This window comes from Bacillus sp. SG-1, assembly GCF_000181495.1.
Taxonomy (GTDB): domain Bacteria; phylum Bacillota; class Bacilli; order Bacillales; family Bacillaceae_B; genus Rossellomorea.
Genome location: NZ_ABCF01000065.1, coordinates 1 through 14,323, shown reverse-complemented (window position 1 = coordinate 14,323; position 14,323 = coordinate 1). Strand labels below are relative to the sequence as shown.

Sequence of the window (14,323 nt, the reverse complement as noted above, 5' to 3'; positions counted from 1 at the left end):
AACCCGTTTGGAAGCATATTCTGTACAGGTCCATCCGCTACAAGGTATTCCAAAGCTTGTTTCGCAATACTCTCGGTTTTAGGCAAGGCCATCGTCTGTGACACGACATATCCGTTTGAATCTATTAAGTATAATTCTGTCATTACACTTCCGGTCGCTTCAGCTTCTTCTGTTGAAGTCGAAGAAGTCACTTCACCTTCACTGTTCTCTTTCGCAACATCAACCTTTTCGCCTTCCTCCAAATACGATACATCAGCCGGCGGATCAATTTTGGCTTTTTCGCCGCCTCCCAATAATCCGCACCCTGAAAGGTATACAGATGAAGTTAGCACAGTAAGCGCAATGGCTGCTTTTGTTTTCTTTGACATGGGAACCCTCCTCAGACAGTTTGTACTATATGTATACGAGCCCTTTTTAAAAATTAGACCGAAAAAAGGATAGAAATTTCATAAAGCCTTATCTCTTTAGAAAAAAGGTTCACTTGTTTTTGGGGAGGTGGATGGTTGATTTCTGCTTAATCAATACCTTTTTAAAAGACAAAGTAATTTCTAAACTCTGGGCTTCATTTTAACTTCTTGATGAAAGTTTAGAAATTGAATGTTGGTACGGTGTTGTCAGATTTCCGCTCCAGGTGCGCGACTCCGCAGGGCGGGCGGTGAGCCTCCTCGGCTTCGCCTGTATAAAAAATGGAAGCGCCCTGTCCAGCTAATCCCGCAGGAGGTCGCCCACCCTCCGCTTCAATCAACCATATCTTTCATCACTGAAACTATGAAAGTTTATAACTAAGACACGTGATGAATTCTATGACAAGGTTATTGATAACCTATTAAAAAAATAGGAACAGAACAAATGTTGTCTGTGAATAATCATTAAAAACAACATCACTCTATATTCTTATGTGTTTTGTTTGCAAGCCAAAAAAATCAAAAGCTTACCCCGCTTTAAATGAAAAAAACAAAAAACCATCTTTCACCGGGATTAGTTCCCGAGAAGAATGGTTTTTGTTTCTATCTGTTTCAATTGCAGCCAATCCAGCGCGATTTTTGAAAAGATCCGTTTGGAGCCTGTTGTGAAGAAAATATGCTGCGGTTTGGCCTTCTTTTTATTGAGCATCCCCTGGTAATCCAGGATGGCACTGACTTCTCTTGCTGTTTCGTCCCCTGAATTAATGACCTTTACCTCTTGTCCCATTACTGTTTGGACGATTGGCTGGAGCAAGGGGTAATGAGTACATCCGAGAATCAGTGTATCAATTGGTTCCTCCCTCATATGCACAAGAGTCTCATTAACGATGTCCACTGCCCATTTACTTTCGTATTCACCGCTTTCCACCAACGGTACAAATTTAGGGCAGGCAAGGGACGTTACATCTATCGAATCATTAATAGAATGTATAGCTTTGTCATATGCCTTACTGTTCACTGTTCCTACAGTGCCCAATACACCAATCCTGCCGTTTTGGCTGTGTTTCAGGGCCGCTCTAGCTCCTGGCTGGATAACGCCCACTACAGGGATCGGAAGCATGTCCTGAAGTTCCTCCAATACGACTGCGGTCGCCGTATTGCATGCAATCACAAGCATTTTAATATTATAGTTCATTAAGAAGGCCGCCATCTCCCATGTGAACTTCTTTACTTCCTCTGCTGTCCTTGGTCCATATGGGCAGCGGGCGGTGTCGCCCAAATAAAAAATCGTCTCATTAGGGAGCTGACGCATGACTTCCTTGGCCACCGTCAATCCTCCAACACCTGAGTCAATGATACCTATAGGTTGATCCACAAATCTCCCTCATTTTCATTTCATTTCTTGATGAAGTTTAGATAGATTAGCATTCAGTGTTTTAATTTCCTCACCAGAGAAGTTTTTGAGAATTTCCTGCAAGTATTGCTGCCTTTTCTCAATTACCTCTTCAATGATCCTTTCCCCTTCTTCAAGGAGATGAATCCTTACTACCCGGCGATCTTTATTATCTTTCACTCTTTCTACCAATTCTGTTTTTTCCATTCTGTCCACAAGATCAGTAGTAGTGCTGCAAGCCAGGTACATCTTATTTGATAATTCCCCAATGGTCATATCCCCACCCTCAAACAGCCATTGCAAAGCAACGAATTGTGGAGGCGTAATGGAATACTGATTTAGGATTTCTCTCCCTTTTTGTTTGATGATTGATGATATGTAACGCAAATCTTTTTCAATATCAGCAAAGATTTCCATATCCTGAGATTTGTTGTTCATCCGAGCCACTCCTATCAATACCTATTCGTACGAGTTATATACTTAGCATTGTCGCCTTTTTTTCGACATTTTTCAAGTAACTTTTATAGGTAAATATCTTCTTTAAATTTTATTGCTGATTTCGACATAATTTAAGTTTTACATTTTATGATATTAATAAAATTAAAACCGGCTGTCCTCTTGAGGCAGCCGGTTATCTTTAAAGCTTGAGTTCCCCCATGCGAAGAAGCTCTACAACAGCTTGAGAACGCCCCTTCACTCCAAGCTTTTGCATGGCGTTGGAAATGTGGTTCCGAACTGTCTTCTCACTGATGAAAAGTTCACCAGCGATTTCTTTAGTCGTTTTGTCCTGGACTAACAGCTCGAACACTTCTTTTTCTCTTTTGGTAAGCAACGGTTTGTGTGTAAATTCATTGTCCTTCAATTATGGTAACCCTCCTTGCCTTCGCCAGCTTTAAACCGCGGGGATGGGTATTGTCGGTCGTCACGATATCATATGTGAACCATTGGTGTAGAGTGACATAGAGGCGGCTTTAAATAGCAAAATAGGCAAGGTTATTTTTTACCCGCAGACATCCGGCTTTCCAAAATACAGCTCAAAGCCTGTCTGCTCTGAATAATCAACAGCTTTTAGTCAATTTTTCGGTGCTGGACAACTTGGACTTCATCTCTTCCGTCCAAGGTACTCCCTTTCCTGTCTTCTTAGAAATCTGCACCATCGTTCCTCTGCCAGTAAAACAAACTCTATCACGCTCATCCATTCCCATATAATGAAGATCGACTGAGGATGATCCAATTTTGTTTGCATTCACATATACCCGTATGGTTTGATCGAAAAATACCTGTCTTAAAAAATCACATTGAAGGTCGGCTACTACCGGAATCGTTTCATTTTCCGGATGCACCCACTCCTGCATGAACCCTTTGCTCTTAAAAAATTCTATTCTTGCTTCTTCAAAATACGTAAATGGAACGGTATTGTTCAAATGCCCAAACATATCAGTTTCGGAAAACCTGACTTTTATCCCGATAAAAAATTCAAATTGATCTTTCCACTGCTCCATATCATCAATATATGTAATTCTCATGATTTTGCCCCTCCTATACATTTGCTTGTTTTAAGGTTTAGTCGAACCAAATGCGGTTCAGAATGAATCTTCAATGCAAATGAATGAATGTTCATTCTTTTCTTACTATTATATATTTTTCTATTGGAAGAAGAAAGGAAAATTATGTTGTTTTGTATCTGGGATTCCTGGAGGTGGTCAAAATCATAGGAGGAAGAGCTTAAGGAAACTTATGGTAATATGTTTTCTTCAACGCTGGCTGTGTAGCTTTCAGAACCGTTGTTTCTGTTATTTTTAGGTTCTTTGCATTCCAAGCGACGTACATCATTTTGAGTTTTCTCCATTTTCATGTACCCGCTTCCTGGGAGAGGCACACCATTGCGGTACTCTTCTGCGTTCATGTCCGTCGCTTCCGTGAGAAGTATATTAGCGTGTTTTTATAGTTCCTTTTCGCTTTATCCCCTCCTTTCGCGTTACACACTATGGGTTAGCCAAATGATGAATCAAAAAAACCGCAGGCACGCAGCCTGCGGTTTTGGAAAAAAGAATCAAACCATATTGTCGCTTCCGAAGAAGTTCTTGAACATTTGGAAAGATGTATCACGGTTCAGGGCAGCGATTGACGTAGTCAATGGAATTCCTTTAGGACATGATTGCACACAGTTCTGAGAGTTACCACAGTTGGCAAGCCCACCGTCTCCCATGATTGTTTCCAGACGCTCATCTTTGTTCATTGCTCCGGTTGGATGCGCATTGAACAAGCGGACTTGGGAAAGCGGGGCAGGTCCAATGAAGTCTGATTTAGAGTTCACATTCGGACAAGCTTCAAGGCAAACTCCGCAAGTCATACACTTGGATAGCTCGTAAGCCCATTGACGTTTTTTCTCAGGCATACGAGGTCCTGGTCCAAGGTCATACGTTCCATCGATCGGCACCCATGCTTTAACCTTTTTAAGAGAATCGAACATTCTGCTGCGGTCAACGATCAGATCGCGTACCACAGGGAAAGTCTTCATCGGGGCTAAACGGATTGGCTGCTCCAATTTGTCGACCAGTGCCGTACAGGATTGGCGCGGCTTTCCGTTGATCACCATGGAACATGCTCCGCAGACCTCTTCAAGGCAGTTCATATCCCAGTTGACTGGAGTTGTTGTCTCACCTTTGACATTCACAGGGTTTCTGCGGATTTCCATCAATGCAGAAATGACGTTCATGTTCGGGCGGTACGCCAGTTCAAATTCTTCCGTATAGGATTCAGTGTCAGGGCTGTCTTGACGAGTAATGATAAAGCGGACTGTTTTATTTTCACTCATCTTTATTTACCCCCTTTTTTCTTAGTGTAGTCGCGCTTACGCGGCGGGATCAACGATGTATCTACCTCTTCGTAATGGAATTCTGGTGTATTTGTTTCTGCATTGTACTTCGCCATTGTTGTCTTCAGATATTCCTCGTCATTACGGTCCGGGAAGTCCGGTTTGTAATGGGCACCACGGCTTTCGTCACGATTCAAGGCACCGATTGTGATGACACGAGCAAGCTGTAGCATGTTACCAAGTTGGCGAGTGAACATTGCACCCTGGTTGCTCCATTTTTGAGTATCATTGATATTAATATTTTTATAACGCTCCATCAGCTCAAGAATTTTATTATCCGTTTCTTTAAGCTTGTCATTGTATCGAACAACGGTTACGTTATCTGTCATCCACTCACCAAGCTCTTTATGGATAACATACGCATTTTCAGTTCCATCCATGGAAATGATCTCATTCCATTTCTCTTCTTCCTGTTGAACATAACGCTCAAATAATGAAGAAGGAAGCTCTTCCACGCTCTTCTCAAGACCATTCATGTACTTGATAGCGTTTGGACCCGCTACCATACCGCCAAAGATGGCAGAAAGCAGGGAGTTGGCTCCTAGTCTGTTACCACCGTGCTGAGAATAATCACATTCCCCAGCAGCGAACAATCCTGGAATGTTTGTCATTTGATCATAATCTACCCATAATCCACCCATGGAATAGTGAACGGCAGGGAAGATTTTCATAGGAACCTTGCGAGGGTCATCTCCCATGAATTTTTCATAGATTTCAATAATACCGCCAAGCTTGATATCAAGCTCTTTAGGATCCTTATGAGAAAGATCCAGGTATACCATGTTTTCACCATTAATACCTAGTTTCTGATTAACGCAGACGTCAAAGATTTCACGAGTCGCGATATCACGCGGTACAAGGTTTCCATAAGCAGGATATTTCTCCTCAAGGAAATACCAAGGCTTACCGTCTTTATATGTCCATACACGTCCGCCTTCACCACGTGCAGATTCACTCATGAGGCGAAGCTTGTCGTCTCCCGGAATCGCTGTCGGGTGAATTTGGATAAATTCTCCATTTGCATAGTATGCACCCTGCTGATAAACGATTGATGCAGCAGAACCTGTATTGATAACAGAGTTTGTGGATTTACCGAAGATAATTCCAGGTCCCCCTGTTGCCATGATGACTGCATCTGCAGGGAACGATTTGATTTCCATTGTTTTAAGATCTTGTGCAACGATACCGCGGGCAACTCCCTCATCGTCAATGATGACTCCAAGGAATTCCCAGCCTTCATATTTATTGACAAGTCCTGCTACTTCATGACGGCGAACCTGTTCATCAAGTGCATATAACAGCTGTTGACCAGTAGTAGCACCAGCGAATGCTGTACGGTGATGCTGTGTTCCACCGAAGCGGCGGAAATCCAACAGTCCTTCCGGTGTACGGTTGAACATAACACCCATACGGTCAAGCAAATGGATGATTCCCGGCGCAGCCTCTGTCATTGCCTTTACAGGAGGCTGGTTCGCAAGGAAGTCTCCTCCATAAACCGTATCATCAAAGTGTTCCCAAGGAGAATCTCCTTCCCCTTTAGTGTTTACCGCACCGTTAATACCACCTTGTGCACAAACAGAGTGAGAACGCTTAACAGGCACTAATGAAAATAAATCTACCGGCGCTCCTGCTTCTGCTGCTTTTATTGTAGCCATCAAGCCGGCCAAACCGCCGCCGACAACGATGATTTTTCCTTTACTCATCGAGACTCACTCCTTTTCCTACAAAAATACCTATCGAGTCTAGCAATATCTAATTAATAGAATTTTGAATTAAACAAAAGCATATAGTGCTCTGATTCCGACAACGGAAAGAGCTACGAAGATTCCAATTGTAACGTAAGTAGCGATTACTTGAGAACGAGGTGATACTGTGATTCCCCAGCTCACAAGGAAAGACCACAAACCGTTAGCAAAGTGGAAGATAGTAGAGATAACGCCGACAATATAGAAGCCCATCATAAATGGATTTGAAAGAATGTTTTCCATCATTTGATAGTTCACTTCCGCTCCGAATGCAGCTGCTACCCTTGTCTCCCAAACATGCCACGTAATGAAGATCAATGTGATGACACCGGATATACGCTGAAGCAGGAACATCCAGTTACGGAAATAACCATATCTGCTTACATTGTTCTTTGCTGTAAAGGCTATATATAAACCATAAATAGCATGAAACAACAATGGAAGGAAGATGATGAATGTTTCAAGTACAATCCGGAAAGGTAAACTCTCCATAAAGTGTGCTGCATTGTTAAATGCTTCTTCGCCTCTTGTGGCAAAGTGATTGACTACTAAGTGCTGAATTAAGAATATCCCTACTGGAATAACACCTAGCAATGAATGAAGCCTGCGATAATTAAACTCTCGATTTCCAGCCAATGATATACCCCCCTTAGTGATGAAAAAATGCATAAAATAAAATTTCAACAATACTATTCAAGGTATAAACCTTCTGCAAATTTTCATATTATAACAAAAATGTGACAAGTTCATTTTACTCCCATGTTTGAGGTGCGTCAAGAAAACGTATACATAAAATTCGATGATATCGCAAAAATATTTTTAATATATTGATAATATGCCTTTCAAGTTCAAACAGGTTAAAAAGCGAACGGATACACTGTTCTCAAGGAGTAAAAATTGCCCTTGTAAAAATAAACATTATGTCGGTAAAACATTCCATCCTTACTATTTTTGCATTACGGATTTTTATTTGCCTCTCACCATGTTTATAATAGATTAATAGAAGATTGTTGATGCACTGGAAAAAATTATAAATACAGTAATTTCATGAATATCTTTACTATTCAGTGGAAAATAATCAGATAATAACTCTCTTACATGTGCACAGGAAGAGAGCCATATAGAAAGAGGGGATTACTTTTGGAAAGCAGCAAAGATCAAAATAACAGGGAGATGGAAGCCGTACCCCTGTTTGGATACGAATTAATGAGGGATATACTTCTCCCTGAAATTCTTGGCAAGCACACGACAGACGTTTTATATTGGGGCGGCAAAAGCCTTGCAAGGAGATTTCCACTTGTTTCCCTTGAGGAAATGGAGGCCTTTTTCCTAGAAGCCGGATGGGGGAAGCTGAGCTTAACAGATGATAAAAAAGATGAACAAATTTTCATCTTATCAGGTCCCTTTATTGAAAGAAGATTAGCATTAAAAACGGATATTTCATTCAAAATGGAAGCAGGTTTTCTAGCCGAGCAAGTCCAATCTCAAAAAAAAGTCGTCACAGAAGCTGCTGAAGAAATCCATAAGAGATCGAAAACGGTCAAAATTATTGTCCGCAGTGATTTAAAGGATAAGATAGAGTAGGCATGCAAAAGTCACAAAAGCTTCCCTTTATGGATCAGGGAAGCTTTTTACGTTCATTATTTTGCTGAAACTTTTTGGGGCTTTTCAGTTTTATCAAGATTGAATTCTGTATGAAGGACTTCTGCCGCCTTCAGCATATGCGTTTCATCCACCACTGCAGAAACCTTGATTTCAGATGTACTTACCATTTTGATAGGAATCTCGTTCTTAGCTAACACTTCAAACATTTGTGCGGCAACACCTGGATTAGAAATCATGCCGGATCCAACGATGGATACCTTTGCAAGGCCGCTCTCATGTTCAATACTGCTGAAGCCAAGTTCTTCCCTGTTGCTCTGAAGGACCTCAATCGCTTCCTCCAAATCATTTCTCTTGATGGAGAAAGAAAGATTGATACTGTCTGTTTCTGTTTTACTTTGAATGATGATATCAACATTGATGTGGTTTTGGGCAAGAGTTGTGAAAATCGATGAAAGGCTTGTGATCTCATTTTGAAGCCCTAATACCGTCATCCTGATAATTTCCTCTTCAAATGCTACTCCCCGAACAATCAAACCTGTTTCCATCGATACTTCCTCCTCAATAATTGTACCTTCCAATTTTTCCATGCTGGATCTTACCACAAGCGGGACACCGTAATTTTTGGCAAACTCAACTGCACGCGGATGAAGAACACCTGCGCCCAGGTTAGCCAATTCGAGCATTTCATCATAAGCTACCGAAGCAAGCTTCCGGGCACTCTTTACATAACGCGGGTCGGAAGTATAGACTCCGTCGACATCGGTATATATATCGCACCTTTCAGCTTTAAGAGCAGCGGCAAGCGCCACAGCTGTCGTATCCGATCCCCCGCGTCCTAACGTCGTAATTTCTCCATTATCAGCCAAACCTTGGAATCCAGCTGCCACCACAATACGGTTCTCCGAGAGATTATGATTGATTCTTTCCGTGTTAATGTTCGTGATCCTGGCATTTCCATGAATGCCCTCCGTTTCAATTCCTGCCTGCCAGCCTGTCATGGAAACGGCATCGTAGCCCATTTCCTGCAATGCCATTGTCAACAGGGAAATGGTAATCTGCTCTCCCGTTGTCAGGATCATATCCATCTCTCTCTTGCTTGGTTTGGCAGAAGCTTGGTAAGCTAAATCCACAAGTCCGTCCGTCGTTTTTCCCATCGCTGATACAACCACCACTACATCATTGCCTTGCTTTTTCTCATCAATGACACGGCCGGCTACATTTTTGATTCTTTCAATATCACCGACAGAGGTGCCTCCAAATTTCTGAACAATCAATCCCACATTCTCTTCCTCATTTCCTAATCAAGTTATTTCAGTCTGTGTTCAAAAAGGAGGATTAAAATAGCCGTGACTTTCAAGGAAGTGCAGCTCAGCACCAGTGTGTATTTTGGATTACTTAAGGCGCGGAACAGCAAGCTGACGAACATATTCACGAGCTATTTTTCCTGGTCTTTTGAACAAACTAGTTAAGTATAAGTGCAAGAATAACGGTCACCATGAAAAACAAACCTCAATAAAAAAGGCAATGAGATAGTATCTCATTGCCTGTGAAATCGCAAAATTATGCAGGTTCCACGTGAGATAGCTCTCCAAGACTGTTAATCTTGACAATCCTGCATCTCTTAAACACAGAACCAGCGCAAACAGATATGAGCCTGCTTCCACTTCGGCGAATTTCCCTTTCGATACCCTTCATAAGAGCCCATACTCCTCGAAGCATCTACTGATGAAAGTCCGCACCTCTATCACCACTTGTATATAAAGTGATAATTTATAAAATTTTCATTCATTCTAACACACAATAAAAAGGCTGACAATCATAATTTTATGTTTTCTAGTGATCTTTTTTGACGGAATAAATCTCGAGGTGATTCACGGGGGACTGTTTGAATTAAAGAATCATTGTTTCATGTTTGATAAGAGGCATTTTTTACGGCATCATTTCTCATGGTTACTCGTTTTATGTATGAATTGATTTTTTTTACTACATCATTCTTCAGTTGTCCTCGGTTCATGTATGAATAGAAGCATTTTTCCGGCATCATTTTTCAATTGGCCCGGTTCGTGTATGAATAGTCGCCCATTTCCGCCATCATTTCCGCATGGTTACTGATTTCATGTATGAATCGAAGCGCTTTTCCAGCATCATTTTTCAATTGGCCCGGGTTCGTGTATGAATAGTGGCACATTTCCGGCATCATTTCCGCATGGTTACTGATTCCATGTATGAATTCTGACTCTTTTCCTACATCATTTTTGCAGTAGTGTTCGTTTCGTGTATGAATAGACGCACATTTCAGGCATCATTCTTTACTCGTTAATGATCTCATGTATGAATTGTCACTCTTTTACAGCATCATTTCTACTGGTGTTTAATTGTCGCACCATTTCCTTTTAGTTCTCAAACAACTCACCCAAAATGCAATAAAAAAACACCCCACCTTAAAAGACGGAGTGATCAAGAGCTATTCCTTCAGCTTCTGCATCAATTCTTCGGCAGCCGCTTTTGGCAGACCCGCTTCTGTCAGTTCTTCGAGAGAAGCTTCTTTCATTTTTTTCATGGAACCGAATGTTTTCTGCAGCTGCTTTTTCCTTTTCGGTCCGATTCCGCTTACTTCATCAAGCATAGAGGAAAAGGCGGTTTTGCCGCGCAGCTGTCTATGGAAGGTGATTGCAAATCTGTGTACTTCATCCTGGATCCTCTGCAGAAGATAGAACTCCTGGCTTCTTTTTTCAAGAGGGATAATCTCAAGCGGATTTCCATAGAGTAGTTCAGATGTCTGATGCTTATCATCCTTCGCCAGTCCGGCAACAGGAATATCAAGATTCAATTCCAATTCAAGCACTTCTTTTGCAGCACCGATTTGGCCTTTCCCTCCGTCGATGATGATTAAATCCGGGAGAGGGAGACCTTCTTTAAGTACTCTTGTGTACCTCCGCCTGACCACTTCACGCATTGAATCGTAGTCATCAGGTCCTTTGACAGACTTGATTTTATACTTGCGGTATTCCTTCTTTTCCGGCTTTCCGTCAAGAAATACAATCATGGCCGAGACCGGATCAGTTCCCTGGATGTTAGAGTTATCAAACGCTTCAATTCGGTGTGGAGTATAGATACCCATTGCCTCACCAAGTTTATCTACCGCCATTACCGTTCTTTCTTCATCTCTTTCAATCAATGCAAATTTTTCCTTTAGAGCAATCTCTGCGTTTTTCCCTGCCAACTGTACAAGATGCTTTTTTTGCCCTTTCTTAGGCTGTGTCGTTCTCACATCCAACAGTTCGGATACGATCGATTCATCAATGCCTTCCGGAAGGTTGATTTCTTTCGGTTTGAAATGGTTGGTCTTTGAATAGAACTGCCCGATAAACGTCAAAAATTCCTCAGCCGGTTCATCGTAAATCGGGAACAAAGAGACATCGCGTTCAATCAGCTTCCCTTGACGGATAAAAAATACCTGGACACACATCCAGCCTTTATCCACAGCATAGCCAAAAATGTCTCTGTCAGTGAAGTCAGCAATATCCATTGTCTGCTTCTCCATCGTTGCTTCAATATGCGAAATCTGATCCCTGAATTCTTTTGCCCTTTCAAATTCCAGGTTTTCTGCCGCTTCGGCCATTTTTTCATTCAGTTCTTTTTTAATATCTTTATAACCGCCATTAAGAAAACGTGAAATTTCATCTGTCAGCTTTTTGTATGTCTCAGGCTCAACTTCTTTTACGCACGGAGCGAGACACTGCCCCAAATGATAGTACAGACATACTCTGTCAGGCAGATTATCACATTTTCTCAAAGGATAAATCCTGTCGAGCAGCTTTTTCGTTTCGTTCGCCGCCCCCGCATTTGGGTATGGCCCAAAATACTTACCCTTGTCTTTTTTTACATTGCGGGTAATGATGAGCCGCGGATGGCGTTCAGCTGTCAGTTTGATAAAAGGATAGCTCTTATCATCCTTCAACATGACATTATATTTGGGATCATGTTTCTTGATCAGATTCAATTCGAGAATCAATGCTTCCAAGTTGGAAGATGTAACGATATATTCGAAATCCTCTATCTCACCGACGAGTCTCTGTGTCTTTCCATCATGAGATCCTGTAAAATAAGACCTCACCCGATTTTTCAGCACTTTTGCCTTACCAACATAGATGACAGTCCCCTGCCTGTCTTTCATCAGGTAGCATCCCGGCTGGTCCGGAAGCAGTGCCAATTTATGTGAAATAATCTCGTTCATTTATACTCACCCCCTGCGGCTTCCCATTAATAAAATGAACGGAATACAGTAAAACTTCTTCAATAATCATAGGCAATTAGTCGAATTAGGTCAACTGGAGAACCCTTGGAAAAAGAATGCAATATCCGAATTATCCTGAAGAAGGAGTCACTTCTTGTTTGCCAAAATCCCTCCTCAATGAGGACATTTTGTGCCTCATGAATTTTTATAAGACCAAAACTCGCCCTTCGATTAGATTTGGGTGTTTCATCTAGAATCTCTCTAAAGGAACTTTCCCCGGAGCACGCCGGACTTCTGAATCTTAGCTGTCTCCCAAAAACAAAAATTATCCTCTGGCGAATTCGGCTTCCCTGGAAGGTCCTCAATCCTCTACCATACATAAAAAAGAAACGAACCTATGGGCCCGTTTCTTTTATCAAAATCTCTTAATTATGCGTGTTTGTTCAACATTTCTGCAAGAGCTTCTTTTGGCTGGAAGCCGATGACTTTGTCAACCACTTCTCCGTCTTTAAGAACGACTAGTGTCGGTATACTCATAACACCGTAATTTCCTGCTGTTTCTTGGTTTTCGTCAACATCGACTTTAACGATTTTTACTTTATCGCCCATGTCGGAATCAAGTTCTTCCAGTACCGGCGCAATCATTTTACAAGGTCCACACCAAGGCGCCCAGAAATCTGCAAGTACTAAACCTGAACTTACTTCGTTTTTGAATGTTTGATCTGTAGCATGTGTAATAGCCATTTATATTCGCCTCCAATTATCTTTCAAAGTTACCGTCAGTATATCATCGAATATTTGATGATGCTATAAATATGCCTCGCAGGTAATTTACCCTGTTTTCCTTTGTTTATTCATTCAGAGTTCCACTCCAGGTGCGCAACTTCAAGGGCTTAGCGCTGGAACCAGACGTCCCGCTAAACCTGTAGGAGACCGCACATCTTCCGTTCCAATCAGCTCGCTTAAACAAGCAAATGGATAAATCACATTGGAAAGCTGAATCCTAATAAACAAAGAGGCATAAGGTCTACACTTCAGACGGTATATTATAATATTACCCTCTGAAGGAGCTGTGCAATCTTTCAGAAAAAAATTAGCAGCTGCTCTTTTGAACAGCTGCCTTTTCGTGCTTATGAAGAAGCTACTTTTAACTTCTTGAATTCTTCTGTAAGCATTGGGACTACTTCAAACAAGTCACCAACAATGCCATAGTCAGCTACATTGAAAATGCTTGCTTCAGGATCTTTGTTGATTGCAACAATGACTTTCGAGTTCGACATACCTGCCAAGTGCTGAATCGCACCAGAGATACCGCAGGCGATGTATAGGTCAGGAGTTACAACTTTACCTGTCTGCCCGATTTGAAGGGAGTAATCGCAGTAATCCGCATCACAAGCACCACGGGAAGCACCGACAGCTCCTCCTAAAACATCTGCAAGTTCTTTCAATGGTTCAAAACCATCCGTGCTTTTCACTCCGCGTCCGCCGGCAATGACCACTTTCGCTTCGGAAAGGTCTACACCTTCACTTGCTTTGCGGACAACATCTTTAATGATAGTGCGCAGGTCTTTAATTTCTGCTGATACAGAGCTCACATCACCGCTTCTGGATTCATCTTTCTCAAGCGGCTCGATGTTATTCGGACGAATTGTCGCGAAAATAAGGCCGTCTGTAACGATTTTCTTTTCGAATGCTTTACCAGAGAAGATTGGACGGGTAAATACAAGGTTTCCGCCTGCTTCTTCCAATTCGGTAGCATCTGAAATCAATCCTGAACCTAATTTACTCGCAATTTTAGGAGAAAGGTCTTTTCCTAGTGCGGTGTGACCGAAAATGATTCCTTCTGGACTTTCCTGGTCGATGACAGCCATCAGTGCTTGCGAGTAGCCATCTGAAGTGTACTGGCTCAGTTTTTCGTCTTCGACTACAACGACTCTGTCTGCACCATACTGGATCAGTTCATTACCTAAAGCGCTTACAGAACTGCCCAATAAAACCCCAACTACTTCTCCGCCTTCAGCAACTGTCTTTCCTGCTGCCACCGCTTCAAAAGAAACGTTT

13 protein-coding genes, 1 pseudogene and 1 riboswitch are annotated in these 14,323 nt (G+C 41.9%); of the genes and pseudogenes, 1 reads left to right on the top strand and 13 read right to left on the bottom strand.

Annotation, left to right across the window (positions count from 1 at the left end; genetic code table 11):
- The 8 genes and pseudogenes from BSG1_RS16325 to BSG1_RS16290 form a co-directional block, all read right to left on the bottom strand.
- Positions 1-368: pseudogene (locus BSG1_RS16325) on the bottom strand (sporulation protein); the annotation flags it as partial.
- Positions 369-978: 610 nt separating this feature from the next.
- Positions 979-1,779: a glutamate racemase gene (racE, locus tag BSG1_RS16320; protein ID WP_006838262.1), complete on the bottom strand. Its 801-nt coding sequence runs from the start codon at positions 1,777-1,779 to the stop codon at positions 979-981.
- A gap of 15 nt (positions 1,780-1,794) precedes the next feature.
- On the bottom strand, positions 1,795-2,235 hold the full coding sequence (locus BSG1_RS16315) for a MarR family winged helix-turn-helix transcriptional regulator (protein ID WP_006838261.1): 441 nt from the start codon (positions 2,233-2,235) through the stop codon (positions 1,795-1,797).
- Between the two features lie 199 nt (positions 2,236-2,434).
- The gene (locus BSG1_RS16310; protein WP_006838260.1) at positions 2,435-2,659 is read right to left on the bottom strand and encodes a helix-turn-helix domain-containing protein; all 225 of its coding nucleotides are present in this window, start codon (positions 2,657-2,659) and stop codon (positions 2,435-2,437) included.
- Positions 2,660-2,855: 196 nt separating this feature from the next.
- On the bottom strand, positions 2,856-3,326 hold the full coding sequence (locus tag BSG1_RS16305; protein WP_044023045.1) for an acyl-CoA thioesterase: 471 nt from the start codon (positions 3,324-3,326) through the stop codon (positions 2,856-2,858).
- 524 nt (positions 3,327-3,850) lie between these two features.
- Positions 3,851-4,615: a succinate dehydrogenase iron-sulfur subunit gene (sdhB, locus tag BSG1_RS16300; protein WP_006838256.1), complete on the bottom strand. Its 765-nt coding sequence runs from the start codon at positions 4,613-4,615 to the stop codon at positions 3,851-3,853.
- A gap of 2 nt (positions 4,616-4,617) precedes the next feature.
- Positions 4,618-6,378 carry a succinate dehydrogenase flavoprotein subunit gene (gene sdhA, locus BSG1_RS16295; RefSeq protein WP_006838255.1) on the bottom strand — a complete coding sequence of 587 codons (1,761 nt, stop codon included), beginning with the start codon at positions 6,376-6,378 and terminating at the stop codon, positions 4,618-4,620.
- Between the two features lie 69 nt (positions 6,379-6,447).
- Positions 6,448-7,056, bottom strand: a complete 609-nt coding sequence (locus BSG1_RS16290) for a succinate dehydrogenase cytochrome b558 subunit (RefSeq protein ID WP_006838254.1) — start codon at positions 7,054-7,056, stop codon at positions 6,448-6,450.
- 504 nt (positions 7,057-7,560) lie between these two features.
- Between BSG1_RS16290 and BSG1_RS16285 the strand changes: the two genes are divergently transcribed.
- Complete coding sequence (locus BSG1_RS16285; protein ID WP_044023044.1) at positions 7,561-8,004, top strand: YslB family protein; 444 nt, start codon at positions 7,561-7,563, stop codon at positions 8,002-8,004.
- 56 nt (positions 8,005-8,060) lie between these two features.
- On the opposite strand, the gene BSG1_RS16280 is transcribed toward BSG1_RS16285, so the two are convergent.
- From BSG1_RS16280 to BSG1_RS16265, 5 genes are all read right to left on the bottom strand, one after another.
- On the bottom strand, positions 8,061-9,305 hold the full coding sequence (locus tag BSG1_RS16280; protein ID WP_006838252.1) for an aspartate kinase: 1,245 nt from the start codon (positions 9,303-9,305) through the stop codon (positions 8,061-8,063).
- Positions 9,306-9,598: 293 nt separating this feature from the next.
- Positions 9,599-9,777, bottom strand: a riboswitch (Lysine riboswitch).
- Positions 9,778-10,072: 295 nt separating this feature from the next.
- Complete coding sequence (locus BSG1_RS20975; RefSeq protein WP_156791509.1) at positions 10,073-10,213, bottom strand: hypothetical protein; 141 nt, start codon at positions 10,211-10,213, stop codon at positions 10,073-10,075.
- 276 nt (positions 10,214-10,489) lie between these two features.
- Positions 10,490-12,262 carry an excinuclease ABC subunit UvrC gene (gene uvrC / locus BSG1_RS16275; RefSeq protein ID WP_006838249.1) on the bottom strand — a complete coding sequence of 591 codons (1,773 nt, stop codon included), beginning with the start codon at positions 12,260-12,262 and terminating at the stop codon, positions 10,490-10,492.
- Positions 12,263-12,691: 429 nt separating this feature from the next.
- Complete coding sequence (trxA, locus tag BSG1_RS16270; RefSeq protein ID WP_006838248.1) at positions 12,692-13,006, bottom strand: thioredoxin; 315 nt, start codon at positions 13,004-13,006, stop codon at positions 12,692-12,694.
- 386 nt (positions 13,007-13,392) lie between these two features.
- Positions 13,393-14,323, bottom strand: a 931-nt coding sequence (locus tag BSG1_RS16265; RefSeq protein WP_006838247.1) for an electron transfer flavoprotein subunit alpha/FixB family protein, incomplete at its 5' end; no start/stop codon positions are given.

What these genes read in the sequence shown, in the direction of transcription:
- BSG1_RS16315 (WP_006838261.1), bottom strand. Translation starts at nt 2,235, where the DNA reads ATGAACAACAAATCTCAGGATATGGAAATCTTTGCTGATATTGAAAAA.
- sdhB (WP_006838256.1), bottom strand. Translation starts at nt 4,615, where the DNA reads ATGAGTGAAAATAAAACAGTCCGCTTTATCATTACTCGTCAAGACAGC.
- sdhA (WP_006838255.1), bottom strand. Translation starts at nt 6,378, where the DNA reads ATGAGTAAAGGAAAAATCATCGTTGTCGGCGGCGGTTTGGCCGGCTTG.
- BSG1_RS20975 (WP_156791509.1), bottom strand. Translation starts at nt 10,213, where the DNA reads ATGTGCCACTATTCATACACGAACCCGGGCCAATTGAAAAATGATGCT.
- uvrC (WP_006838249.1), bottom strand. Translation starts at nt 12,262, where the DNA reads ATGAACGAGATTATTTCACATAAATTGGCACTGCTTCCGGACCAGCCG.
- trxA (WP_006838248.1), bottom strand. Translation starts at nt 13,006, where the DNA reads ATGGCTATTACACATGCTACAGATCAAACATTCAAAAACGAAGTAAGT.